The organism is Neorhizobium sp. USDA 3394, assembly GCF_056280385.1.
In genome coordinates, this window is record NZ_JBWCDU010000001.1 from 3,236,158 (window position 1) to 3,256,524 (window position 20,367).

Sequence of the window (20,367 nt, forward strand, 5' to 3'; positions counted from 1 at the left end):
CGTTGTTGAGGTGTCGCATGTATCGCGCCCGGACAAGAGATATAGATGTCGCCGTCGAGCCCTACTATCTGGAGGAGCAATCCAACCCGGAAGAGAGCCGCTATGTGTGGGGATATCGCATCGTCATCGAGAACCATTCGACGCTTACCGTACAGCTCGTGCATCGCTACTGGCACATTACCGACCAGAACGGCATCGTCGATGAAGTGGACGGGCCGGGGGTCGTCGGCGAGCAGCCGCGGCTGAAGCCCGGCGACAGTTACGAATATTCCTCGGGCTGTCCGCTGGACACGCCATCCGGCCTGATGTTCGGCCATTACGACATGCAGACCGATGACGGCGAAACCTTCGAGGTGACGATCCCGGCCTTCTCGCTGGATTCACCGGGCCTGATGCGCGTCCTCAACTAGACCGCGCCACCGACGACAACCTAGAGGTTATGGGTGGCGTCGATTTTTCTATTTGTTACCCCTTCCCTCCTGCGGCATCTTGACGTGGTCAACCGGTCTTTGGGAGGAGAACTTGATGACACGATCGATTCAGCAGACCATTCTGCTGGCGCCCTGCGCATTTCTGGCGCTTGCGGCCTTCACCCCGGCACTCGCCCAAAACAAGAGCAGTTTCACCGATCAGAAGGACAGGCCGGATTTCGCGTCCGCCACCGTGTCGCCGCAGATCGCCTGCGGCATGCTGAACAGCCAATCGTTTGGCGAGGTCACGGCGCTGAAGGCCAGGCACGTGGCCGGCGTGGGAACGGTCCCCGGCCATTGCCAGGTAACGGGCTATATCCGGCCGCAGATTCGCTTCGAGATCACCCTGCCAGACAGCTGGAACCGGCGGCTTTACATGTTCGGCAATGGCGGTTTTGCCGGGGAGGATCTTGCCGCGGCGTCGCGGATCGCGACCCGCAATGCCGCGCTTTCGAAAGGCTTCCTGACCGTCCAGCAGAATACCGGCCATGATGCTGCCACCTACAAGCTCGGAGATTTCGCCGAGGATCTCGGTCTGTTGATCGACTACGGCTCACGCGCGGTGCATGTGACGGTCGACACCGCCAAGGCGATTGCAGCGCGTTATTACGACCGGCATCCCTCCTTCTCCTATTGGGACGGCTGCTCGACCGGCGGACGCCAAGGCCTGATGGCAGCGCAGCGCTATCCGGGCGATTTCGACGGCATCCTCGCCGGAGCTCCGGTTCTCGATCTCACCAATACGCAGATCTGGGGCGTCTGGAATGCGCGGGCTCTGCTGAAGGCGCCGATCAGCCGGGCTCAGCTTCCGGTGCTCGCCAAGGCGGTGATGGACAAGTGCGATGCGACCGACGGTGCCAAGGACGGGCTGATCGCCGATCCTCGCCAATGCAATTTCGATCCGGCCAAGGATCTGAAGACCTGCGAGGCGGGAGGTTCCGACTGCTTTACGCCGGCGCAAGTGGAGACGCTGAAAACACTCGCCGGCGGGGTGAAGATCAAGGGGGAAGCGATTTTCCCCGGGGTACAGTTCGGCACGGAGGGTGTCGATCCGACCGGAGTGAGCGGCTGGGACATGTGGATGGTATCCGACCAGGGACCGAGCCGGCAGCTGGCCTATGGCGAGACCTTCGTCAAGAACATGGCGATGCTGCCTGCCTCGGGAAAGGCGATCGACTGGAAGACATTCGACTTCGATAGCGAATATCCGAAGATCGGTGCGATCCGCGAGATCGTCGACGCCACCAATCCGGATCTCAGCGAATTCCAGAAACGCGGCGGGCGGATGATCACCTATTTCGGCTGGTCCGACCCGGCGCTCAACCCGATGATGGGCGTCAACTATTATGAAGCCGTCCGCAAACAGATGGGCGCCGAGCGGACGGCGGAGTTCTACCGCCTGTTCATGGTGCCCGGCATGTTCCATTGCACCGCGGGTTACGGCACGGATGTCTTCGACGCCTTCACGCCGCTGATGGACTGGGTGGAGAACGGCAAGGCGCCGACGGTGATCCAGGCGAGGCAGATCAGGGAAGGCAAGCCGGTGATGACGCGGCCGCTCTGCCCCTATCCGCAATCGGCGAAATATTCCGGCAGCGGCGATCTCAAGGATGGCGCGAACTTTGAATGCAAGATGCCTTGAAGTGAAAACGGCGGGAGGGAACTCCCGCCGTTCGACAATCAGGCTGCGGCGAATTCGTCGGCAGTGTAGCGATAGGTGGTCGAGCAGAACTCGCAGGTGACGGCGATCTCGCCGTCTTCCTCGCTCGCCTCGATCTCCTCGGCGGAGAACCCTGAGAGAACGCCCTTGATCTTGTCGCGCGAGCAGCTGCAGCGGTCGAACACCGGGTGCGGCGCATAGACCCGCACGCCGCGCTCATGGAACAGACGAAACAGCAGCCGTTCGATTGCGACCCGCGGGTCTGTCAGCTCATCGGTATCGATGGTTTCCACCAGCGTGCGGGCTTCGGCCCAGGAATCGTCATGGGCAAATTCGAAATCGCGCTCATCACCGTCACCGCCATGCAGATCCGGCTGCCGCATGCGCTCGGGCGCCTGCGGCAGGAACTGCGCGACAAGCCCGCCTGCCCGCCAATTGTGACGCGGCTTGCCATCGGCATCGCGGTCGAACAGTTCGGCAACGCCCAGGCGGACCTTGGTCGGGATCTGCTCCGACTGACGGAAATAGACGCCGGCGATCTCTTCGAGTGATGAGCCGTCCATCGGCACGATGCCTTGATACGGCTGCATGCCGCGACCCTGGTCGATGGTGAAGGCAAGCACCCCGTGCCCGAGGAGATCAGGCGGCGAGGTTCTGCCTTCCTTGACGGCAGCGGCCAGCGCTTCCTCATCATAGCGGGCATAGGCACGAAGACTGTCGGGCGTCGAGAAATCCGCGACGAGCAGATCGACCGGGCCGTCGCCCTTGGTCTGCACCGTAAACTTGCCATCGAATTTCAGCGAGGTGCCGAGCAGGGCCGTCAGCACGATCGCCTCGGCAAGCAGCCGCGCGACCGGGCCTGGATATTCGTGACGGCTGAGGATGGAGTTGAGCAGCGGCCCGAGCTGGACCGCCCGGCCGCGCACGTCGAGACCCTCCACCTGGAAGGGAACGACCCGGTCGTCGCCGGCAAAGTCGAGTTCGTTGAGTTCCACAGTCGCTTCCGCCATGACTTCGCTCCTTCCGCCGACCCAAAAACCTTTACACAAGCGCCAGCCCGAGCGGAACCGCTGGCCGGAGGAAAAGACGTCGACGATGTGTGTTGAAACGCCAGTCCAGAAGACGGCGTATTGTTGAAAGCCGACAGATGGGGGATTGCGGGGCGGAAATCAAGGTTCCATCGCCGCCGCCCTCCGCTTCCGCCACGTCCGGGACGCTGAACTCAGACGGCGCCGAAGCACCAGGCGAGAATGGACTTCTGCGCGTGCAGGCGGTTTTCAGCCTCGTCGAAGACCACCGACTGCGGACCGTCGATCACCTCGTCGGTGACTTCCTCGCCGCGATGGGCCGGCAGGCAGTGCATGAACAATGCATCCTTGTCGGCACGCTTCATCAGGTCGGCATTGACCTGGAACGGCTGGAAGACGTTGTGGCCGCGCGCCTTGTGCTCCTGGTTCATCGACACCCAGGTGTCGGTGACGATGCAATCGGCGCCGGCAACCGCCTTTTCGGCATCATGGCAAAGCATGATGTTGCCGCCGTTGTTGCGCGCCCAGTTCAGGAACTTGTCAGCGGGTTCCGAGCCCATCGGCACCGCCATGTTCATGCGATAGCCGAAACGGGCGGCACCTTCGACGAAGGAATGCAGCACGTTGTTGCCGTCGCCGGTCCAGGCGATCGTCTTGCCGGCGACCGGCCCGCGATGTTCCTCGAAGGTCATGATATCGGCCATGATCTGGCAGGGATGCGTGTCATCGGTCAGGGCGTTGATGACCGGAACGGTCGCGTGTTCGGCGAGCTCCAGCATGCGGGCGTGATCCGTGGTACGGATCATGATCGCATCGACGTAACGCGACAGGACCTTGGCCGTATCGCCGATGGTCTCGGCGCGACCGAGCTGCATTTCGGTACCCGACAGAAACAGCGTTTCGCCGCCGAGCTGGCGCATGCCGACATCGAAGGAGACGCGGGTGCGAGTGGAGGGCTTTTCGAAGATCATCGCCAGCATCTTGCCGGCGAGCGGCTTTTCCGCGGTGCCGGCCTTGGTGGCCTGCTTGCGGATCTTCGCGTCGTCGAGGATAGCCCTGAGATCAGCCGGGGAAACGGCGGAAAGATCGAGGAAATGTTTTGGAGATGCCATGTGATGTTTCCTGTGAAGCGGGAAACCTGCGACGGCGTCCCCCTTTGCCCGCTCAGGCCGATTTTTTCATCTGAGAGGCGGAAAGCTTTTCCGCCGCCCTCTCGATGCGGGCAAGTCCCTCTCGGGCTTCCTCCGCTGTGACTGTGAGCGGTGGCAGGAGACGCACCACATTGTCGCCGGCCGGAATGGCCAGCATGTGTTCGCCGCGTATGGCGGCAACCAGATCACCCGCGGGCACCTTCGCCTTCACGCCGAGCAGCAGGCCTTCACCACGAATGTCCTCGATGACGTTGGGGAAGCGGTCCTTGAGGCTCGCAAGCCCCTGCCGCAAGACCAGGGCGACATCGCGGACGTTTTCCAGGAAGCCATCGCCCAGGATCACGTCGAGCACCGCATTGCCGACCGCCGTGGCGAGCGGATTGCCGCCATAGGTCGTGCCATGGGTGCCAGCGGTCATGCCGGACGCGGCGTCCGCCGTGGCAAGGCACGCGCCGAGCGGGAAACCGCCGCCGATGCCCTTGGCAAGCGCCATGATATCGGGCGTCACGCCCGCCCATTCATAGGCGAACAGCCTGCCGGAACGGCCGACGCCAGTCTGCACTTCGTCGAAGATCAGCAGCAGACCGTTGTCGTCGCAGATCTGGCGCAACGCCTGGAGGAATTCCTTCGGAACCGGTCGGACGCCTCCCTCTCCCTGGATCGGCTCGATCAGAATAGCCGCGGTTGCATCGGTGATCGCGGCCTTCAGGGCGTCGATATCGCCGAACGGCACCTGATCGAAGCCTTCGACCTTCGGGCCGAAGCCTTCGAGATATTTTGCCTGGCCGCCGGCAGCGATAGTCGCCAGCGTACGGCCGTGGAAGGCGCCTTCGAAGGTAATGATATGGAAGCGCTCCGGATGACCCTTCACGAACTGGTAGCGGCGCGCGGTCTTGATCGCACATTCCAGCGCCTCGGCGCCGGAATTGGTGAAGAACACCTTATCCGCGAAAGAATTGTCGGCGAGGCGACGCGCCAGCGTCTCCTGGCCCGGCTGTTCGAAGAGGTTGGACGTGTGCCAGACCTTGTCGGCCTGCGCCTTCAGCGCGCCGACAAGGTGCGGGTGGCCGTGGCCAAGCGAATTGACGGCGACGCCGGAACCGAAATCGAGATATCGCTCCCCACTTTCCGTCACAAGCCATACGCCCTCGCCGCGCTCGAAACGCAGCGGAGCCCGGGCAAACGTGTCGAAAAGCGCGGCTTCAGCCATGGCGACATCACTCCTCTAGGCGGTCCAGAAAGGCCCTGGGAAAGGGGCCGAAAGAATTAAAAATGCCGCCCACTGGGCGGCGGGGGCACTATCGTGGTTTAGGCCGTCAATGTCAACAAAGCCCGGCGTTTTGGGCGGGCCCGGGCCTGAAACCGACAGGCACCGGCCAATGTGACAAAAATGACTCTCCCGGACAGCAAGTTGGGGAAAACCACGAAATCGATTCCCGCAGATTCTCCCGACTCTTGCCACGGAGTCAGCCTCACACTAGGTTAAAGATCAATTACTAGACTGCATGCGGCGGAACTAGTCACCTCAAGCATAGATATAGTGGGTGCTGCGAAATGAATTTCGCAGCAAAGGTGGAAGGATTCTGCATGCCAGCAACGTTCAAAGGCGGAGAACGGGCATGAACTGGACAGACGAGCGTGTCGAGAAGCTCAAAAGATTATGGTCGGAGGGCCTCAGCGCCAGCCAGATCGCAGCGCAACTTGGAGGCGTAAGCCGAAATGCCGTGATCGGCAAGGTGCACCGTCTCAGCCTGCCGGGCCGGGCGAAAGCCGGCGGCACGGTAGCGACCAGCCGTTCATCTGCGGCCAAGCGCACGACATCGGCGCCGCGGGCTCCGAATTATGCATCGCGCGTCACGACCCGGACCGTTACCCGCGCCGTCGGCGCGACGATGGTCAAGGAAGAGATCGAAATCGAACCTTACCAGGAGATGGAATATCGTCCCGCCTCCAACGTGGTGGTGCCGATCTCCCGTCGCCTTGCATTGACCGAACTCACCGAGCGCACCTGCAAATGGCCGGTCGGCGATCCGCTCAAGGAAGATTTCCACTTCTGCGGCTGCGAATCTCCGGATGCTTCGCCCTATTGCAGCTATCATGCAAAGCTCGCCTACCAGCCGGTCAACGAGCGCCGCAAGGTTGCTGCTCGGGTCTGAGCGGCGGCGCGACACGAGGCAAGATCGAAAGCGGGCCCAGGCCCGCTTTTTTGTTGCGCATGGCAGATATGCCGGCCAAGCCTTGCTCCGGATCGGCATTGCGCCTATCTGAAAGTCGGTGAGGACGACCTCCCCCATTCGGGCAGACACTCCGGGACGACCCGGGAAGTACCCAGGAGGTCATCATGCGCTCGACACGCGACCGTATCCGCCATGCCATCAGCTTCGAACTGATCGGGCTTGCTCTCATCACACCGCTCGGCTCCTTCGCCTTCGGCATGCCGGCCGCCGATATCGGCGTGGTCGGCATCGGCAGTGCGACCATCGCCACCGGCTGGAACTATCTCTACAATCTCGGCTTCGATCACCTGATGCAGCGCTTTAGGGGCGGCACGCAGAAAAATACCGCAATACGCGTGGCGCATGCGGTGCTGTTCGAACTTGGTCTGCTGATCGCGCTTCTGCCGCTGATCGCCTGGTATCTCGACATCAGCCTCGTCCATGCGCTGACCATGGACGTCTCGTTCGCGGTCTTCTACGTGATCTATGCCTTCGTGTTCAACTGGGTCTATGACCGCATCTTTCCGCTGCCCGAATGGCAGCGGCAGACCGAGGCGGCGTGACGCCGCCTCCTCAAGATTCCATCGAATAATCCGCGCCGCGAACGGCGGATCACATCCTGCCTGCTGGAGAAGTTGAGCGCCTTCCCGAGGCGCTCGACATGTATGTCGATAGCGGCGCTTTTTATGTCACGTCAGAACCTGACGGTGAACTCGCTTCCCTTGCCGACTTCCGACTTCACGATCAGACGGGCTCTGTGGCGGGTCAGGATGTGCTTGACGATTGCAAGGCCGAGGCCCGTGCCTTTCTTGGAACGGCTGTCCGCCACGCTGACCCGGTAGAAGCGCTCGGTCAGCCGCGGAACGTGCTCGGCCGGAATGCCGGGGCCCTGGTCGACAACCGTCACTTCCACCGGATCGGAAGCACCGTTCCTGAGGTAAACGTCCACGAACTTGCCTTCCTGGCCGTATTTGCAGGCGTTCTCGATCAGGTTTTCGAAAACCTGGACGAGCTCGTCGCGATCGCCCAGAACCTCCACCTTGCCTTCCGGCAGGTGCGTGCGGATTTCCACCCCGAGATCGTCGGCAAGAGGCACCAGCGCATCCCGCACATGACTGATCAGCGGCTTCAGGTCGATCGTCTGGTCCGGGGCGATATGGGATTTGAGCTCCAGCCGCGACAGCGACATGAGATCGTCGACGAGACGGCTCATGCGCGTCGCCTGGTCGAACATGATGGCGAGGAACCGCTCGTGCGCGGCGGGATCGGAGCGTGCCGGCCCCTGCAGGGTCTCGATGAAGCCTCGCAGGGAGGCAAGCGGGGTGCGCAGCTCGTGGCTGGCATTGGCGACGAAATCCGACCGCATCCGATCGATGCGGCGCAGTTCCGAGATATCCCTGAAGGAGAGCAGATAGAGCTTCTGCGGTACTCCTCCGGCGCCCTGCTGCATGGACTTGCCGAAATCGATGGGCGCGATGCGCAGGGTATAGACGCGCTCGGAGGGCAGCCGCTCGGAATGCTCGATCTGGTTGGGCTCGTCGGTGGCAATGGTTTCCCGCACCATGTCGAGAATGCCGGGGGACCGCAGCCGTGCCGAGAGATGCGAACCGGGAGAAAGAATTCCGAAGGCTCTTTCGGCGGCCTTGTTCTGATAGAGGACGGTGACGTCCTCGCCGAGCACGAAAGCCGGCGTATCCAAGGCACTAAGAGTTGCCGCCACCTGAGGCAGCGGCTGGAAGCCCGGCCGCTCCTCCTCGATGATCTGCGGGGCTGGCGGCGGAAGAACGACAGGCCTGCGGCCGACGGCGACCAGCACCAGGAGCAGCCAGCCCACCAGGACGCCCACCCAATCCATGCCGATCAGAAAGGCGATCATCGCCAGCAGGGTCAGAAGCAGCAACAGAGCTCGTTCCTGGCGGGCCCTCGCAACGAGCGTGCCCATACCCCGACGCCATTTCTCCAGTACCGACTCCACAGACAGACTCGCAGCTTTCACAGGTTGAACACGCGCTCATATATCCCTTGCATGACAGATATACATCGCTTCCCGTGGGATATCGGAAAAATGGCGTTCTCCGGACGGTAGCAGAATTTCGAACTTGCGTTACATTTCGGCTACCGCCCCATACGGGGATCGATCGGAGGAAGCATTATCATGGCGGATGAAATCGAAAGCCGGGCAGTCAACATCGACATCAACGGCAAGCTCAAGCGGTTCGATATCGACGACCCGGTACTGCCGGCCTGGATCGAAGAACATGCCCTCGCCTCCGGCGGATATCCCCATGACGACAAGCTGGACAAGGACAAATACGCAAAGCAGCTCGAAAAACTGCAGGTCGAGCTCGTCAAGGTCCAGTTCTGGTTGAAGGCGACCGGCAAGCGGATGATGGCGCTGTTCGAGGGGCGCGATGCGGCCGGCAAGGGCGGCACGATCTTTTCGATCAATGCCTACCTCAATCCGCGCTCGGCCCGCGTGGTGGCGCTCAACAAACCGACGGAGACCGAGGCCGGCCAATGGTATTTCCAGCGCTATATCTCGCATTTCCCGACATCGGGGGAGATCGTGCTGTTCGACCGCTCCTGGTACAACCGGGCCGGGGTCGAGCCGGTGATGGGCTTCTGCACGCCGGACCAGTACAAGGATTTCATGAAGGCGGTTCCGCGCTTCGAGGACACGATTTCCGACGAAGGTATCATCTTCTTCAAGTTCTGGCTGGATATCGGCCGCGAGATGCAGCTCAAGCGCTTCCATGACCGGCGGCACGATCCGCTCAAGATCTGGAAACTGTCGCCGATGGACATCGCCGCTCTCCACAAGTGGGACGACTACACCGAGAAGCGCGACGCGATGCTCGAAAGGACCCACAACAAGGAGACGCCATGGGCGGTCGTACGCGCCAACGACAAGCGCCGCGCCCGCCTGAACGTCATTCGCCACATCCTGTCGCTCGACTATGAGGGTAAGGACAAGGAGGCTATCGGCGAGATTGACGACAAGATCTTCGGTTTCGGCCCGAAATTCCTGAAATAGAGATCATTGCCCCGGCAGGATACGCACCGAATAGAGCAGCACAGCCCGGCCTGCGCCGTCGATACCGCTGTTGAAGATCAAGCGGCCGGGCCGGTTGGGGGCAAGCGACCGCTCGAAGGTCACCCGGAAGAGCGCCTCCAGCTTCTCCTGTGTTGCCGTAAAGCGATGGCGGCTGCAGCTGCCGAGGCTTCCGAAATCGCAGCGGACCGACAGCTGTACGGAACTGTCCTGTCCCGACTGCAGGGTCAGGGCCACCGTCGAGCTCTTGCCGGCCATTTCGCGAAGCACTTCCGGCGGCACGTCCACCGAGACATCGCCCTCGTCGCCTGACGTTGCCGATGCGATGCGCACAGCCTGACCTTCCGAGGCAGCGATTGCCTCGATTTTCGCCTGGCCGCCGGCTTTCAGCTCCGCCACCTTGGCGGGCACGAAGATCTCCACCCAATCGTCGGAAAAACCGCTGCGCGGATCGAAGGCTGTCGGCCCCTGGGCCGATCCCTGACCGGCGACCGAGCGGTCGGCCGACTTCATCGCTTCCTCGACGATCGACTGCACCAGACCGGATTGATAGAACCACCAGCAGGCGCCGCCAACCACGCCAAGTGTGATGAACCAGGTCAGGAGATGCGACAGGAAACTCCGACGCTTCCGCGGTTTGGCCGCGCGTTCCGGGGGAACGTCGAGCCCGCTATCGGATGACGGCCGGGCGCTCTTGTTCGTCTTGCCCGGCTTTGCCGCTTTCGCCTGGGGCGCCGGTTCGAATTGCTGGGTTTCGATCCGCGCGCCGCGCGCGGGGCTCACGCCGCCGAGATCTCCGGAGGACATCGCAGCAGCAGCGGCAGTTGGAGCGGGAGAGCGCGTCTCGCCGGAAACGGTATCGATGGGCGGCGCTACAGGCGGCGGAGAAGCCGACCGTTGCGGCGTTTCCGGCCGAGGGCGAGCCTCCATGACCGGAGACTCAACGGCCATGGATTCTGCCGCATATGGCAGTTCCGGATCGAGTTCGACGGTGGGTTCCGGCGCCGGTTCGGCCAGGCGCTCGACTTCCGCCATTTCGATCTCGTGGATCTTGCGCTCCAGGAGTTCATGCTGCTGCATGATGATCAACCGGTCGGTAACGCCCTGCTTGCGAAGGCCGGCGTCCAGCGCCTGACGCGCCGATTGATAAATACGCGCCCTGATCTCCCGGTCCGCCCGGTTCGAGCGATCCAGTGCGTTCCTGATGGCCGTTTCCAAACCGCTCACTGCCGGTCCTTCTTCATTCTCATTCCCACTGCGCGGGAGTTTACGTTTCGGTAACCTCTCCGCCGCGGAACTGCAAGCACCGCCTTCGATTGCACCATGGCGAAAAATAAGGACAGGATATGTCGGGAGACTTCGCCGGTCGTCGCGGAGATCTGCTTCCAAAAATCTTTCCCCCGGCTTTTCGAGGCTCCCGCGATCTGGTAGACGGATTTACGTTTGCGTAAAGGTCAATCGGGAGGTTTTTGATCCATGCTTCCAGCAGTCCTCAAGGACAGGCTCCGCCTGCCCGTGGTCGCGTCGCCGCTGTTCATCATTTCCCATCCGGAACTGACGCTGGCGCAATGCAAGGCCGGCGTCGTCGGCGCCTTCCCGGCGCTCAATGCGCGGCCGGAAAGCCAACTCGACGAGTGGCTGGCCATGATCACCGAGGATCTCGCTGCCTACGACGCAGCCAACCCCGAAAGGCCGGCAGCCCCCTTCGCCGTCAACCAGATCGTCCATACCTCCAACAAGCGCCTGGAGCACGACCTGATGATGTGCGTGAAGTACAAGGTGCCGATTGTCATTTCCTCGCTGGGGGCAGTGCCGGAGGTAAATGCCGCCGTGCATTCCTATGGCGGCATCGTGCTGCACGACATTATCAACAACCGCCACGCCAATTCGGCGATCCGCAAGGGAGCCGACGGGCTGATCGCGGTGGCTGCCGGCGCCGGCGGGCATGCCGGCACGCTGTCGCCTTTCGCGCTGGTGCAGGAAATCCGTGAATGGTTCGACGGGCCGTTGCTGCTGGCCGGCGCGATCGCCACCGGCGGCGGCATCCTTGCCGCGCAAGCCATGGGCGCCGACATGGCCTATATCGGCTCGCCCTTCATCGCCACGAAGGAGGCGCGCGCCGTCGATGGCTACAAGCAGATGATCGTCGATTCGAACGCCGCCGACGTCGTCTACTCCAACTATTTCACCGGCATCCACGGCAACTACCTCAGGGGTTCTATCACCGCCACCGGCATGGACCCGGACGCCCTTCCGGTTGCCGACCCGTCCAAGATGGATTTCGACCAGGCGGTCAGCGGGCCGAAGGCCTGGAAGGAGATCTGGGGGGCAGGCCAGGGCGTCGGCGCGGTCAAGGCGGTGGTTCCGGTCGCCGAACTCGTCGAGCGGCTGGAAAACGAATACCGGACGGCGCGCGAGCGCCTCGCAATTTGAACTGACGGCTGGATAACAACCGTCTTTTCAGGAAAATCGTCGAGAAGCCAAAAACCCGGCTTGAAATCGCAGGTCATTGCCTGTATCAGCCGCATCACTCGCAGCCCCGGCAAAACCGGCCGCTGCCCGTGCCGCTTTAGCTCAGGTGGTAGAGCACATCATTCGTAATGATGGGGTCGCAGGTTCGAGTCCTGCAAGCGGCACCACTTATCAATCAGCATTCGGACAGAGCACACACCGCCGACATTCGCCGGATCAGCGGCTGGAGCGGATCAACCTGCGGCCAGGTTCGTCCCGTCGTCGATGCAAATGTCCTGCAGCTGCATCTGGACGGCGTGCATGAACAGGCCGGCCTGGTGGGAAATTTCCTCGTCTGCCACGCCCTGGGCTCTGAGAGCTGCCGCGAAACCGGCCATTTCCGATCGCCAGAAACGGTTCGCCTGTTCGCCGTGAAGCCGCAGAAGCGCTTCGGCGCAACGTTTAACGTCAGCGGTGCGCCGATCGGCGGGGAATTGCAGCAGCGTCATGTACTCTCCGTACTGTCGGGCGAATCGCCCAGGAATTGCAACACATTGGCTGCCAGTCCTTCACAAAGACTGAACGGCTGCTGCCATCTTTTCCCGGGCGTTGAGCGGAACGACAAAAGGCGGCGCCTTCCTGACATGGATGGCGTCGCCTTTCTGTTGCTGGCTTCCGAAAGGACGGTGTTAGCTATTCTTGCGCGGGGTCATCGGGTCGCTGATCCGAGCCGCCTGGAACGTGTCCGGCAGCTGCGTCAGCTCGATCGCCGCGACAATGCCGGCGCGATTGAAGGGATCGCCCTCGGCAAAGGCCTGCGCCTCCACAAGGCTCGTGGCCTCGATAATACCGAAATTGCCGATCGACGAACCGCCTTCGTCAACGAGGGCGGAGCCGATCAGCACGGCGGCGAGGCCTTCTCCGCCCGACTGGACCCAGGCCCGGTGTGACGGGCGGTGGGTATCGCGGGCGGCGTCCTGGCCTTCATGGTGCAGGCAGCGCATCAGGAAGAACATCGGATCAGGCCGCATTTTCCAACACGACCATGCCGGCGCCGGTCATCGAAGCCGGGGCGTGGTAGTGTTTGTGGATGAGGTTGACGTCGCTGTTCATCGCGGCACGCATGACAAGCCACATGATCAGCTCGGCGCCTTCGGAGCCGAACTGTTCCACGTAGTCCTCGCGGCTCATGGCGCGATAGGGTTCCGGATTGTTGGCGATGCCGTCAAGCCAGGCGCGGTCGGCGGCCTGGTTGATAAAACCGGCGCGAGCACCCTGCAGCTGGTGCGACAGGCCGCCGGTGCCGAGAATGACGACGCGTTCGTCGCCCGGCCAGCTCTCGATCGCTTCGCGCAGGACCGTGCCCATATCCCAGCAGCGCTGCGGCGTCGGGATCGGATACTGGATGGTATTGACCCAGATCGGCAGGACCTTCACCGGCCAGGCGTCCGGCCGGCCGAAGAACAGCTCCATCGGCACCTGCAGGCCGTGATCCACCTCGATCTCGCGGCAGACCATCGGGTCGAAATGACGCTCGACCAGCTTGTCGACGAAATGCCAGGAGAAATCCACCGCACCCTCGAATGCCGGGATGGCGCGCGGGCCCCAGCCTTCGTCGACCGGATTGTAGGTTTCGGCGACGCCAACGGCAAAAGTCGGCACGCGGTCGAGGAAGAAGGTATTGCCGTGATCGTTGAAGACGACGACGGCGATATCGGGCTTGGCGTCCCGCATCCACTGCTTGCCGACTTCGTAACCGTCGAAGAACGGCTTCCAGTCCGGCGTGTCGCGCAGCCCCTTGTCGAGTGCCGCGCCGATCGAGGGAACGTGGCTCGTTCCAAGCCCGCCGATGATCTTAGCCATTGCGCTTTTTTCCCAGTCTCAGATGCAGAAAGTCTTCGTGTTCCATGCTGGCCTGGGCCGCACCGATCCTGGTGATCGGGGTCGGATCGACCGCCGAAATCTTCAGGATGAAGAAGAGATTGCCGCCGAGGCGCACCATCTCGTGCCAGTCGCGGCCCATGACCGCCGACTTTTCGTGGGCGTTCAGGCCAAAACTATCGAGATAGGCTTCTTCGTCGGCCTTGAAGGCGGCGCGGTTGGCGGGCTGGCCAAGCGCCATCGCCATCTTGTTGATCCGGTAGCCGCGGATCGAGCCTGCCCGGTCGAAGAGGGGGGTATCCGGTATCGTAGCTGCTGCTTCACTCATTGGGATTCTCCAAATCTGCGCGCCAGCCATTCGGTGATGGCGGCGGTCGTTTCCACGGGCCGTTCCACGGGAGCGAAGTGCCCCGCATTTTCGATGATGACGAGCTCCGCATCCGGCGCTGCGTCGGCGATTTCCTGATGCTGGGCGATCGGGCTCCAGCCATCCTGGCGGGCCGCGACAAGCAGGATGGGGCAGCCAAGATCGGCGATATAGGCGCTGGCGTCCGGGCGGCCGATGAGGGCGCGAATGTGGCGCTCATGGACCTGCGAGCCTGCCCTGAGGACCATTGCGTGGAGGCGTCCGATCAGTTGCCTGTCACCAACCCGGGCTGGGTCGAGCATCGGCGGCAGCCATTGCTGCGCCAGTTCCTCGATGCTGCGGTTGCCGAGATCGATCATCTGCTGCCGCTTGACCTCTTCGCCTTCGCGCTTGGGATGATGCCCGGTGTTGGCCAGCACGAGACCACGGACCCGGTCCGGCGCCATGCGCGCCATTTCCAGGGCGACGCGCCCGCCCATCGAGTGGCCGGCGGCAACGACATCGCCCGCCACATCGTCGAGAAGCTTCCGAGCCATGCCGGCAATCGATGTACCCTCGAAAAGATCGGCGTGATGAACCGGCATGGAGCCGCAAGCCGCTTCCGCCAAGGGCGCCCAGACCATCGAGTCCGATACAAGCCCGGGTATGAGAACAAGGGTCGTCATGATCTTCCTATCGGGCCAGCCGTGCCGCGCGGGCGGATACCCGAACCGCAAGCCGAAATCCTCTGGCCCAATGTATACATCGATTTTATTTGGGATACAATAGTCTGAACTTGGAGCTATTAATCGCCAAAACTTATGCATTTGGGATACAAATTATCGAATCGCGCGGCCGCGGACCGCAAAAAAGGGCGACTGCCGCGGCAATCGCCCCCGTTACCCAGGCACTCGAATGGAAATCAGGCGGCTTCACCGAATTCCCGGCGCATGATCCTGGCGCCCTCGACCATCGCCTTCATCTTGCCGAAGGCGACGTCACGCGGCAGATATTTCATGCCGCAATCCGGCGCGACGATGATGTTCTTCGCCTCGACATAAGGCAGCGCCCGTCGGATGCGGTCCGCGACGGTTTCCGGGGTCTCGACATTCATGTCCGACAGGTCGATGACGCCGAGCATCAGGGTCTTGCCGGAAAGGCCGGTCAGCGTCGAGCAATCGAGGTTCGATTGCGCGGTTTCGAGCGACACCTGATGGCAGGAGCAGCCCGAAAGCTGGGTCAGGAAGGAATAACCTGACGGCCGCTCGTGGATGATCGCCGCATAACCGAAGCAGATATGCACGGCCGTCGTACCCTTGACGCCGTCAAGCGCGCGGTTGAGCGCTGCGAGACCATACTGTTCCGCCTTCTGCGGCCGGGCCTGCATGTAAGGCTCGTCGATCTGCACCACGTCGGCGCCTGCGGCGAAGAGATCCCGGATCTCGGCGTTCACCGCGTCGGCGTAGTCGTAGGCGGCTTCTTCTTCCGACTTGTAGAAATCGTTCTGGGCCTGCTGCGACATGGTGAAGGGGCCGGGAACGGTGATCTTGATCTTGCGGTCCGTGTGGCTGCGCAGGAATTTCACGTCCTCAGCCTCGACCGCGTGCTTGCGGCGGATCTTGCCGGTAATGCGCGGAACGGGGTTCGGGTGCCCGGAACGATCGAGCGCCGAGCCCGGATTGTCGAGATCGACACCTTCGAGCGCGGTCGCGAAGCGGTTGGAATAGCTCTCGCGGCGGATTTCGCCATCGGTGATAATGTCGAGGCCGGCCTCCTCCTGCGCCTTGATCGCCATGATCGTCGCGTCATTCTGTGCCTCGGCGAGGTATTCCTGGGGGATGCGCCAGAGCTCCCTGGCGCGGACGCGCGGCGGGAAACGGCCCGCAAGCTTGGCGCGGTCGATCAGCCATTCCGGCTGCGGATAACTGCCGACGAGTGTCGTTGGAAAAAGCACTGTCTCATCCTCCCATGTGTCAGTGTTGAAAGACGTTATACCTCGACAGACGGCCATCGTGTCAATGACGACAGGGGCGTTAGTTCCTTGACGAACGAGAAGTCGCAACCGAATATCGCCCGCCGTCTGCGAAGGGGGCATTCAAGATTCCCAAGGAGAATTCATGCCGCTGGACCCCAAGATCATCGAGACGCTGAAGGGCGTCTCCACCGCCACGCTGACCACGGTGCTTTTGAAAAAGGGGCTGCGCAATGTCTGGATGCGCGGCACCAAGCCGCTGAGGCCGGGCCAGGGCCGCGTCGTCGGGCCGGCCTTCACGCTGCGCTTCGTGCCTGCCCGCGAGGATCTGGCGACCCCGGAAAGCTGGGCTTCGCCGATCTCCACCCGCGCCGCGATCGAGGCGATGCCGGAAGGCTGCGTCGCGGTCGCGGATGCGCTCGGCGTCACCGATGCCGGCATTTTCGGCGACATCCTCTGCTCCCGGATGATGAAGCGCGGCGTGGCGGCACTTGTCACCGACGGCGTGATGCGTGATGCCGAAGGCGTGCTTGGCAGCGGCATGAAGGTCTGGTGCGACGGTATCGCCGCTCCGCCTTCGGTCGCCGGCCTCACCTTCGTCGGCTGGCAGGAGCCGATCTCCTGCGGCGGCGTTGCCGTTTTCCCGGATGATATTATCGTCGTGGATGATGACGGCGCGGTGCTGATCCCGGCCAAGCTGCTCGACGCGGTCGTCGCCGAAGCGCCGGAACAGGAACGCATGGAAGGCTGGATCATGACCGAAGTGGACCGCGGCGTGCCGCTGCCCGGCCTCTATCCGATGAATGCAGAAACAAAGGCACGCTACCAGGCCTGGAAGGACGCCCAATAATGACTTTCGGGATTGAGACCAAAGGCGTCTACGCCATCGCCACCACGCCATTCTTCGAAAACGGCTCGATCGATTTTGCCTCGATCGACCGGCTGACGGATTTTTATGAAGAGAGCGGCTGCACCGGGATCACCATTCTCGGGATCATGGGCGAAGCGCCGAAGATGGAGCCGGACGAAAGCCGCGCCATCATCAAGCGCGTCGTCTCACGGGCAAAAGTGCCGATCATCGTCGGCGTCTCGGCGCCGGGCTTTGCCGGCATGCGTTCGCTCGCTCGCGATGCGATGGACATGGGGGCCGCCGGCGTGATGATTGCGCCGACGCCGGTCCTGCGCACCGACGACCAGATCGTCAACTATTTCGCCGGCGCCGTCGAAGCGGTCGGGGAAGACGTACCGTGGGTGCTGCAGGATTATCCGCTGACGCTGACCGTGGTGATGTCGCCGGGCGTGATCGCCAGGATCATCACCAACCATCCCTCCTGCCTGATGCTGAAGCACGAGGACTGGCCGGGGCTGGAAAAGGTCTCGAAGCTGCGCGCCATGCAGAAGGCCGGCGAACTGCGTCCCTTCTCGATCCTCTGCGGCAATGGCGGCATGTTCCTCGATTTCGAACCGGAACGCGGCGCCGACGGCGCGATGACCGGTTACGGTTTCCCGGACATGCTGACAGAACTGGTCGGTCTCTTCGCCGCGGGAAAACGCGACGAGGCACATGACCTGTTCGATGCACATCTGCCGTTGATCCGCTACGAGCAGCAGGCCGGCATCGGTCTCGCGATCCGCAAGCACGTGCTGAAACGGCGCGGCGTCATTACCTCGGATGCACAACGCAAGCCGGCCCAGATGCTGAGCCCCGTTGCAAAGGCGGAAGTTGACTATCTGCTCACTCGTCTCGCGAAGAAGGACAAGCGCGCGGCGTTTTGAGACGATGTCATTGGCGACGGCGAGTGCCCCCTCATCCGACCCTTCCGGCCACCTTCTCCCCGCTGGGGAGAAGAGGGAATTTGCCGCAACGTCTCCGCTCCTCCTCCCCCCTTGGGGAGAGGGTGGCCGAGCGAAGCGGAGGTAGGGTGAGGGGGCAACTTGCTCTGAGCGTTATGAAACAAGCCGCCGAACCCTCTCCGCGATCGCCATCGAAGACGTCAGCCCCGGACTTTCGATGCCGTAAAGCGCGGCGTAGGCCGGGTGGCCGGTCGTTTCGGGCCCCTGAATAACGAAGTCGCCACCCCCTCCCCCATTCGGACCGACGACTTTCGGCCGCATGCCCGAATAGGCCGGCTGCAGGGCGCCGTCCGGCAGATTTGGCCAGTAGCGGCGGATCGCTCCATAAAACTTGTCGGCGCGGCGGGGATCGATATCGTAGTCGATCGTCTCCACCCATTCGACATCCGGGCCGAAACGAGCCTGGCCCGCGAGATCGAGTGTCAGGTGAACGCCAAGCCCGCCGGGCTCCGGCACCGGGTAGATCAGCCGCTCCGCCGGCGCGCGGCCGATCAGTGAGAAGTAACAGCCTTTTGCATAGTGACGCTGGGGCAATGTTTTCCGGTCGAGGCCGATCATGCCCTCGGAAATCGCCCAGGCACTCAACCCGGCTGCATTCACCACCAGTTTCGCCTCGATCTCCACGGGATCGCGACCGCCGACCGATAGCCGCACGGTATCAGTCAGAAGCTCGCCACCGAGGACCGGCGAGTTCAGCACGATGCCGCCGCCAGGGGCTTCGATATCGGCGATATAGGCTTCCATCAGGCGATGGCTGTCGACGATGCCTGTCGAGGGGGAGACCAGCGCGGCAAAGCCCGCGATCTGCGGCTCGAGGTGAGCAAGTTCGGCGCTGTCGATCAGCCGGCAATCGTCGACGCCGTTGGCTTCCGTCTGTTTCAGCAGTTTTTCGAGATAGGCTACTTCGGCCTCGTTCGAGGCGACGACCAGCTTGCCGCATCTTTTGTACGGGATGTGGCGATCACGGCAATATTCGTAGAGCTTCTCTTTGCCGGCGACGCAGAGTTCCGCCTTGAGGCTGCCGGTCGGGTAATAAAGCCCGGCGTGGATGACTTCGCTGTTGCGGGAAGAGGTGATGCTGCCGGTCATCGGCTCCGCCTCCAACACGACCACCTCGCGCCCGGCGATTGCCATTTCGCGGGCCACCGCCAGCCCCACCACGCCGCCGCCGATGACGACGCAATCGAGCGCCAGCACCTCACTCATGACATTCTCCGCACTTTGGCCTTCCGGATGACAGGCGGGATGATATACGAGAAATCCATCGCGGCCAGCGCTTCGGCCGCCATGGATTCGATTGGGAGGAGTTTCAAATCATGCAGGAATTTTCGCGATGAAGGTCGTGTTTCTGGACCGCGACACGATCGGCCCTTCGGTGACGATCGCCCGGCCCGCCTTTGCGCATGAATGGGTCGAATACGGCAAGACGGCACCGGAGGATGTGGCCGCCCGCATCGCCGACGCGGATATCGTCATCACCAACAAGGCACCGGTGCGCGAGCAGTCGATCGCCAATGCCCCGAAGCTGAAGATGATTACGGTCGCCGCCACCGGTTACGACGTAATCGACCTCGCCTTCGCCAAGGAGCGCGGGATCACCGTCTCCAACGTGCGCGGTTATGCGGTCAACACCGTGCCGGAGCACACGTTCGGCCTGATCTTCGCGCTTCGCCGTTCGATCGTCGGTTTCCGCCAGGACGTGATCGCCGGCGAATGGCAACGCGCCAACCAGTTCTGTTTCTTCAACCACCCGATCAAGGATCTGGCCGGTTCGACGCTCGGCATTTTCGGCCGCGGCACCCTCGGCAAGTCGGTGGCGAAGATCGCCGAAGCTTTTGGCATGAAGGTCATCTTCGCAGCCCGGAAAGATGCGGACAAGGTCGAGCCCGGCTACACCGCCTTCGACGAGGTGCTGGAAACCGCCGATATCATCACCTTCCACATGCCGCTGACACCGGCGACCCGCGACCTCATCGGCCTTGCCGAGTTCAGAAAGATGAAGCGGCATCCGCTGATCATCAACACCGCCCGCGGCGGACTGGTGAACGAGGCGGATCTGGTGACCGCGCTGAACGAAGGACTTATCGGCGGCGCCGGTTTCGACGTGCTGACCAAGGAACCGCCGGCACCGGACAATCCGCTGCTGACGATCCTGGAACGGCCGAACTTCATCCTCACCCCGCATGTGGCCTGGGCGAGCGACGAGGCGATGCAGACGCTTTGGGCGCAGGTCATCACCCATGTAGAGAATTTCGAAAAGGGTTCGCCGTCCAACGTGCTCTGAGG

General features: G+C 62.5%; 21 protein-coding genes, 1 tRNA gene and 1 pseudogene. 10 read left to right on the forward strand and 13 right to left on the reverse strand.

Annotated features, from left to right (window positions below):
- Positions 1–17: 17 nt before the first annotated feature.
- On the forward strand, positions 18–410 hold the full coding sequence (gene apaG, locus ACZ9EJ_RS15930; protein WP_046628107.1) for a Co2+/Mg2+ efflux protein ApaG: 393 nt from the start codon (positions 18–20) through the stop codon (positions 408–410).
- Positions 411–525: 115 nt separating this feature from the next.
- Entirely contained in the window at positions 526–2,112 is a 1,587-nt protein-coding gene (locus ACZ9EJ_RS15935; RefSeq protein WP_052764559.1) for a tannase/feruloyl esterase family alpha/beta hydrolase, read from the forward strand.
- Between the two features lie 38 nt (positions 2,113–2,150).
- Here the strand turns inward: ACZ9EJ_RS15935 and ACZ9EJ_RS15940 are convergent, their stop codons facing one another.
- The 3 genes from ACZ9EJ_RS15940 to ACZ9EJ_RS15950 all read right to left on the reverse strand — a co-directional run bounded on the left by ACZ9EJ_RS15940 (position 2,151) and on the right by ACZ9EJ_RS15950 (position 5,519).
- Entirely contained in the window at positions 2,151–3,140 is a 990-nt protein-coding gene (locus ACZ9EJ_RS15940) for an Hsp33 family molecular chaperone (protein WP_046628105.1), read from the reverse strand.
- Between the two features lie 212 nt (positions 3,141–3,352).
- The gene (argF, locus tag ACZ9EJ_RS15945; protein ID WP_046628103.1) at positions 3,353–4,270 is read right to left on the reverse strand and encodes an ornithine carbamoyltransferase; all 918 of its coding nucleotides are present in this window, start codon (positions 4,268–4,270) and stop codon (positions 3,353–3,355) included.
- A gap of 52 nt (positions 4,271–4,322) precedes the next feature.
- Positions 4,323–5,519, reverse strand: a complete 1,197-nt coding sequence (locus ACZ9EJ_RS15950) for an aspartate aminotransferase family protein (protein WP_046639823.1) — start codon at positions 5,517–5,519, stop codon at positions 4,323–4,325.
- A gap of 409 nt (positions 5,520–5,928) precedes the next feature.
- Here ACZ9EJ_RS15950 and ACZ9EJ_RS15955 point away from each other — a divergent pair, with 409 nt between their 5' ends.
- Positions 5,929–6,465: a GcrA family cell cycle regulator gene (locus tag ACZ9EJ_RS15955; RefSeq protein WP_046639822.1), complete on the forward strand. Its 537-nt coding sequence runs from the start codon at positions 5,929–5,931 to the stop codon at positions 6,463–6,465.
- Positions 6,466–6,650: 185 nt separating this feature from the next.
- Positions 6,651–7,088 carry a PACE efflux transporter gene (locus ACZ9EJ_RS15960; protein ID WP_046639821.1) on the forward strand — a complete coding sequence of 146 codons (438 nt, stop codon included), beginning with the start codon at positions 6,651–6,653 and terminating at the stop codon, positions 7,086–7,088.
- A 10-nt stretch (positions 7,089–7,098) separates the two neighbouring features.
- On the opposite strand, the pseudogene ACZ9EJ_RS15965 reads toward ACZ9EJ_RS15960, so the two are convergent.
- Both ACZ9EJ_RS15965 and phoR read right to left on the reverse strand, forming a co-directional pair.
- A pseudogene (locus tag ACZ9EJ_RS15965) lies at positions 7,099–7,195 on the reverse strand (DNA-binding response regulator); the annotation flags it as partial.
- Positions 7,196–7,219: 24 nt separating this feature from the next.
- Positions 7,220–8,467: a phosphate regulon sensor histidine kinase PhoR gene (gene phoR / locus ACZ9EJ_RS15970; RefSeq protein ID WP_046639820.1), complete on the reverse strand. Its 1,248-nt coding sequence runs from the start codon at positions 8,465–8,467 to the stop codon at positions 7,220–7,222.
- Positions 8,468–8,680: 213 nt separating this feature from the next.
- Here phoR and ppk2 point away from each other — a divergent pair, with 213 nt between their 5' ends.
- The gene (gene ppk2, locus ACZ9EJ_RS15975) at positions 8,681–9,559 is read left to right on the forward strand and encodes a polyphosphate kinase 2 (RefSeq protein ID WP_046628093.1); all 879 of its coding nucleotides are present in this window, start codon (positions 8,681–8,683) and stop codon (positions 9,557–9,559) included.
- A 3-nt stretch (positions 9,560–9,562) separates the two neighbouring features.
- On the opposite strand, the gene ACZ9EJ_RS15980 is transcribed toward ppk2, so the two are convergent.
- The gene (locus ACZ9EJ_RS15980; RefSeq protein WP_046639819.1) at positions 9,563–10,804 is read right to left on the reverse strand and encodes a hypothetical protein; all 1,242 of its coding nucleotides are present in this window, start codon (positions 10,802–10,804) and stop codon (positions 9,563–9,565) included.
- Positions 10,805–11,053: 249 nt separating this feature from the next.
- Between ACZ9EJ_RS15980 and ACZ9EJ_RS15985 the strand changes: the two genes are divergently transcribed.
- Together ACZ9EJ_RS15985 and ACZ9EJ_RS15990 are read left to right on the forward strand one after the other, a co-directional pair.
- Entirely contained in the window at positions 11,054–12,010 is a 957-nt protein-coding gene (locus ACZ9EJ_RS15985; protein WP_046639818.1) for an NAD(P)H-dependent flavin oxidoreductase, read from the forward strand.
- Positions 12,011–12,140: 130 nt separating this feature from the next.
- Positions 12,141–12,216: transfer RNA gene (locus ACZ9EJ_RS15990), tRNA-Thr, on the forward strand.
- 66 nt (positions 12,217–12,282) lie between these two features.
- Here ACZ9EJ_RS15990 and ACZ9EJ_RS15995 read toward each other — a convergent pair.
- From ACZ9EJ_RS15995 to ACZ9EJ_RS16020, 6 genes are all read right to left on the reverse strand, one after another.
- Positions 12,283–12,537 (reverse strand): DUF6074 family protein, encoded by a 255-nt coding sequence (locus tag ACZ9EJ_RS15995; protein ID WP_046639817.1) that lies wholly within the window; start codon positions 12,535–12,537, stop codon positions 12,283–12,285.
- 180 nt (positions 12,538–12,717) lie between these two features.
- Positions 12,718–13,059, reverse strand: a complete 342-nt coding sequence (locus ACZ9EJ_RS16000) for a YciI family protein (RefSeq protein ID WP_251089861.1) — start codon at positions 13,057–13,059, stop codon at positions 12,718–12,720.
- Positions 13,049–13,891 carry a class III extradiol dioxygenase family protein gene (locus ACZ9EJ_RS16005; RefSeq protein WP_046639815.1) on the reverse strand — a complete coding sequence of 281 codons (843 nt, stop codon included), beginning with the start codon at positions 13,889–13,891 and terminating at the stop codon, positions 13,049–13,051. The genes ACZ9EJ_RS16000 and ACZ9EJ_RS16005 overlap by 11 nt, the downstream gene beginning before the upstream one ends.
- Positions 13,884–14,237, reverse strand: coding sequence for an extradiol ring-cleavage dioxygenase (locus ACZ9EJ_RS16010; RefSeq protein WP_046639814.1), 354 nt, complete (start codon positions 14,235–14,237; stop codon positions 13,884–13,886). Before ACZ9EJ_RS16010 ends, ACZ9EJ_RS16005 begins: the two co-directional genes overlap by 8 nt.
- A complete protein-coding gene (locus ACZ9EJ_RS16015) occupies positions 14,234–14,941 on the reverse strand; it encodes an alpha/beta fold hydrolase (RefSeq protein WP_046639813.1) in 708 nt (235 codons plus the stop codon). Before ACZ9EJ_RS16015 ends, ACZ9EJ_RS16010 begins: the two co-directional genes overlap by 4 nt.
- Before the next feature lie 236 nt (positions 14,942–15,177).
- The gene (locus tag ACZ9EJ_RS16020; protein WP_080954026.1) at positions 15,178–16,209 is read right to left on the reverse strand and encodes a uroporphyrinogen decarboxylase family protein; all 1,032 of its coding nucleotides are present in this window, start codon (positions 16,207–16,209) and stop codon (positions 15,178–15,180) included.
- A gap of 163 nt (positions 16,210–16,372) precedes the next feature.
- On the opposite strand from ACZ9EJ_RS16020, the gene ACZ9EJ_RS16025 reads away from it, so the two are divergent.
- Positions 16,373–17,077 (forward strand): ribonuclease activity regulator RraA, encoded by a 705-nt coding sequence (locus ACZ9EJ_RS16025; protein WP_046628075.1) that lies wholly within the window; start codon positions 16,373–16,375, stop codon positions 17,075–17,077.
- Complete coding sequence (locus ACZ9EJ_RS16030) at positions 17,077–18,003, forward strand: dihydrodipicolinate synthase family protein (protein ID WP_046639812.1); 927 nt, start codon at positions 17,077–17,079, stop codon at positions 18,001–18,003. The genes ACZ9EJ_RS16025 and ACZ9EJ_RS16030 overlap by 1 nt, the downstream gene beginning before the upstream one ends.
- 171 nt (positions 18,004–18,174) lie before the next feature.
- On the opposite strand, the gene ACZ9EJ_RS16035 is transcribed toward ACZ9EJ_RS16030, so the two are convergent.
- Complete coding sequence (locus tag ACZ9EJ_RS16035) at positions 18,175–19,287, reverse strand: NAD(P)/FAD-dependent oxidoreductase (RefSeq protein ID WP_046639811.1); 1,113 nt, start codon at positions 19,285–19,287, stop codon at positions 18,175–18,177.
- 127 nt (positions 19,288–19,414) lie between these two features.
- Here ACZ9EJ_RS16035 and ACZ9EJ_RS16040 point away from each other — a divergent pair, with 127 nt between their 5' ends.
- Positions 19,415–20,365 (forward strand): D-2-hydroxyacid dehydrogenase, encoded by a 951-nt coding sequence (locus ACZ9EJ_RS16040; RefSeq protein WP_046628069.1) that lies wholly within the window; start codon positions 19,415–19,417, stop codon positions 20,363–20,365.
- The last annotated feature ends 2 nt before the right edge of the window (positions 20,366–20,367 follow it).

Excerpts from the sequence above, each read along its gene's own strand:
- apaG (WP_046628107.1), top strand. The coding sequence starts at position 18 with ATGTATCGCGCCCGGACAAGAGATATAGATGTCGCCGTCGAGCCCTAC.
- ACZ9EJ_RS15935 (WP_052764559.1), top strand. The coding sequence starts at position 526 with ATGACACGATCGATTCAGCAGACCATTCTGCTGGCGCCCTGCGCATTT.
- ACZ9EJ_RS15940 (WP_046628105.1), bottom strand. The coding sequence starts at position 3,140 with ATGGCGGAAGCGACTGTGGAACTCAACGAACTCGACTTTGCCGGCGAC.
- argF (WP_046628103.1), bottom strand. The coding sequence starts at position 4,270 with ATGGCATCTCCAAAACATTTCCTCGATCTTTCCGCCGTTTCCCCGGCT.
- ACZ9EJ_RS15950 (WP_046639823.1), bottom strand. The coding sequence starts at position 5,519 with ATGGCTGAAGCCGCGCTTTTCGACACGTTTGCCCGGGCTCCGCTGCGT.
- ACZ9EJ_RS15955 (WP_046639822.1), top strand. The coding sequence starts at position 5,929 with ATGAACTGGACAGACGAGCGTGTCGAGAAGCTCAAAAGATTATGGTCG.
- ACZ9EJ_RS15960 (WP_046639821.1), top strand. The coding sequence starts at position 6,651 with ATGCGCTCGACACGCGACCGTATCCGCCATGCCATCAGCTTCGAACTG.
- phoR (WP_046639820.1), bottom strand. The coding sequence starts at position 8,467 with ATGGGCACGCTCGTTGCGAGGGCCCGCCAGGAACGAGCTCTGTTGCTG.
- ppk2 (WP_046628093.1), top strand. The coding sequence starts at position 8,681 with ATGGCGGATGAAATCGAAAGCCGGGCAGTCAACATCGACATCAACGGC.
- ACZ9EJ_RS15985 (WP_046639818.1), top strand. The coding sequence starts at position 11,054 with ATGCTTCCAGCAGTCCTCAAGGACAGGCTCCGCCTGCCCGTGGTCGCG.
- ACZ9EJ_RS15995 (WP_046639817.1), bottom strand. The coding sequence starts at position 12,537 with ATGACGCTGCTGCAATTCCCCGCCGATCGGCGCACCGCTGACGTTAAA.
- ACZ9EJ_RS16000 (WP_251089861.1), bottom strand. The coding sequence starts at position 13,059 with ATGCGGCCTGATCCGATGTTCTTCCTGATGCGCTGCCTGCACCATGAA.
- ACZ9EJ_RS16005 (WP_046639815.1), bottom strand. The coding sequence starts at position 13,891 with ATGGCTAAGATCATCGGCGGGCTTGGAACGAGCCACGTTCCCTCGATC.
- ACZ9EJ_RS16010 (WP_046639814.1), bottom strand. The coding sequence starts at position 14,237 with ATGAGTGAAGCAGCAGCTACGATACCGGATACCCCCCTCTTCGACCGG.
- ACZ9EJ_RS16015 (WP_046639813.1), bottom strand. The coding sequence starts at position 14,941 with ATGACGACCCTTGTTCTCATACCCGGGCTTGTATCGGACTCGATGGTC.
- ACZ9EJ_RS16025 (WP_046628075.1), top strand. The coding sequence starts at position 16,373 with ATGCCGCTGGACCCCAAGATCATCGAGACGCTGAAGGGCGTCTCCACC.
- ACZ9EJ_RS16030 (WP_046639812.1), top strand. The coding sequence starts at position 17,077 with ATGACTTTCGGGATTGAGACCAAAGGCGTCTACGCCATCGCCACCACG.
- ACZ9EJ_RS16035 (WP_046639811.1), bottom strand. The coding sequence starts at position 19,287 with ATGAGTGAGGTGCTGGCGCTCGATTGCGTCGTCATCGGCGGCGGCGTG.
- ACZ9EJ_RS16040 (WP_046628069.1), top strand. The coding sequence starts at position 19,415 with ATGAAGGTCGTGTTTCTGGACCGCGACACGATCGGCCCTTCGGTGACG.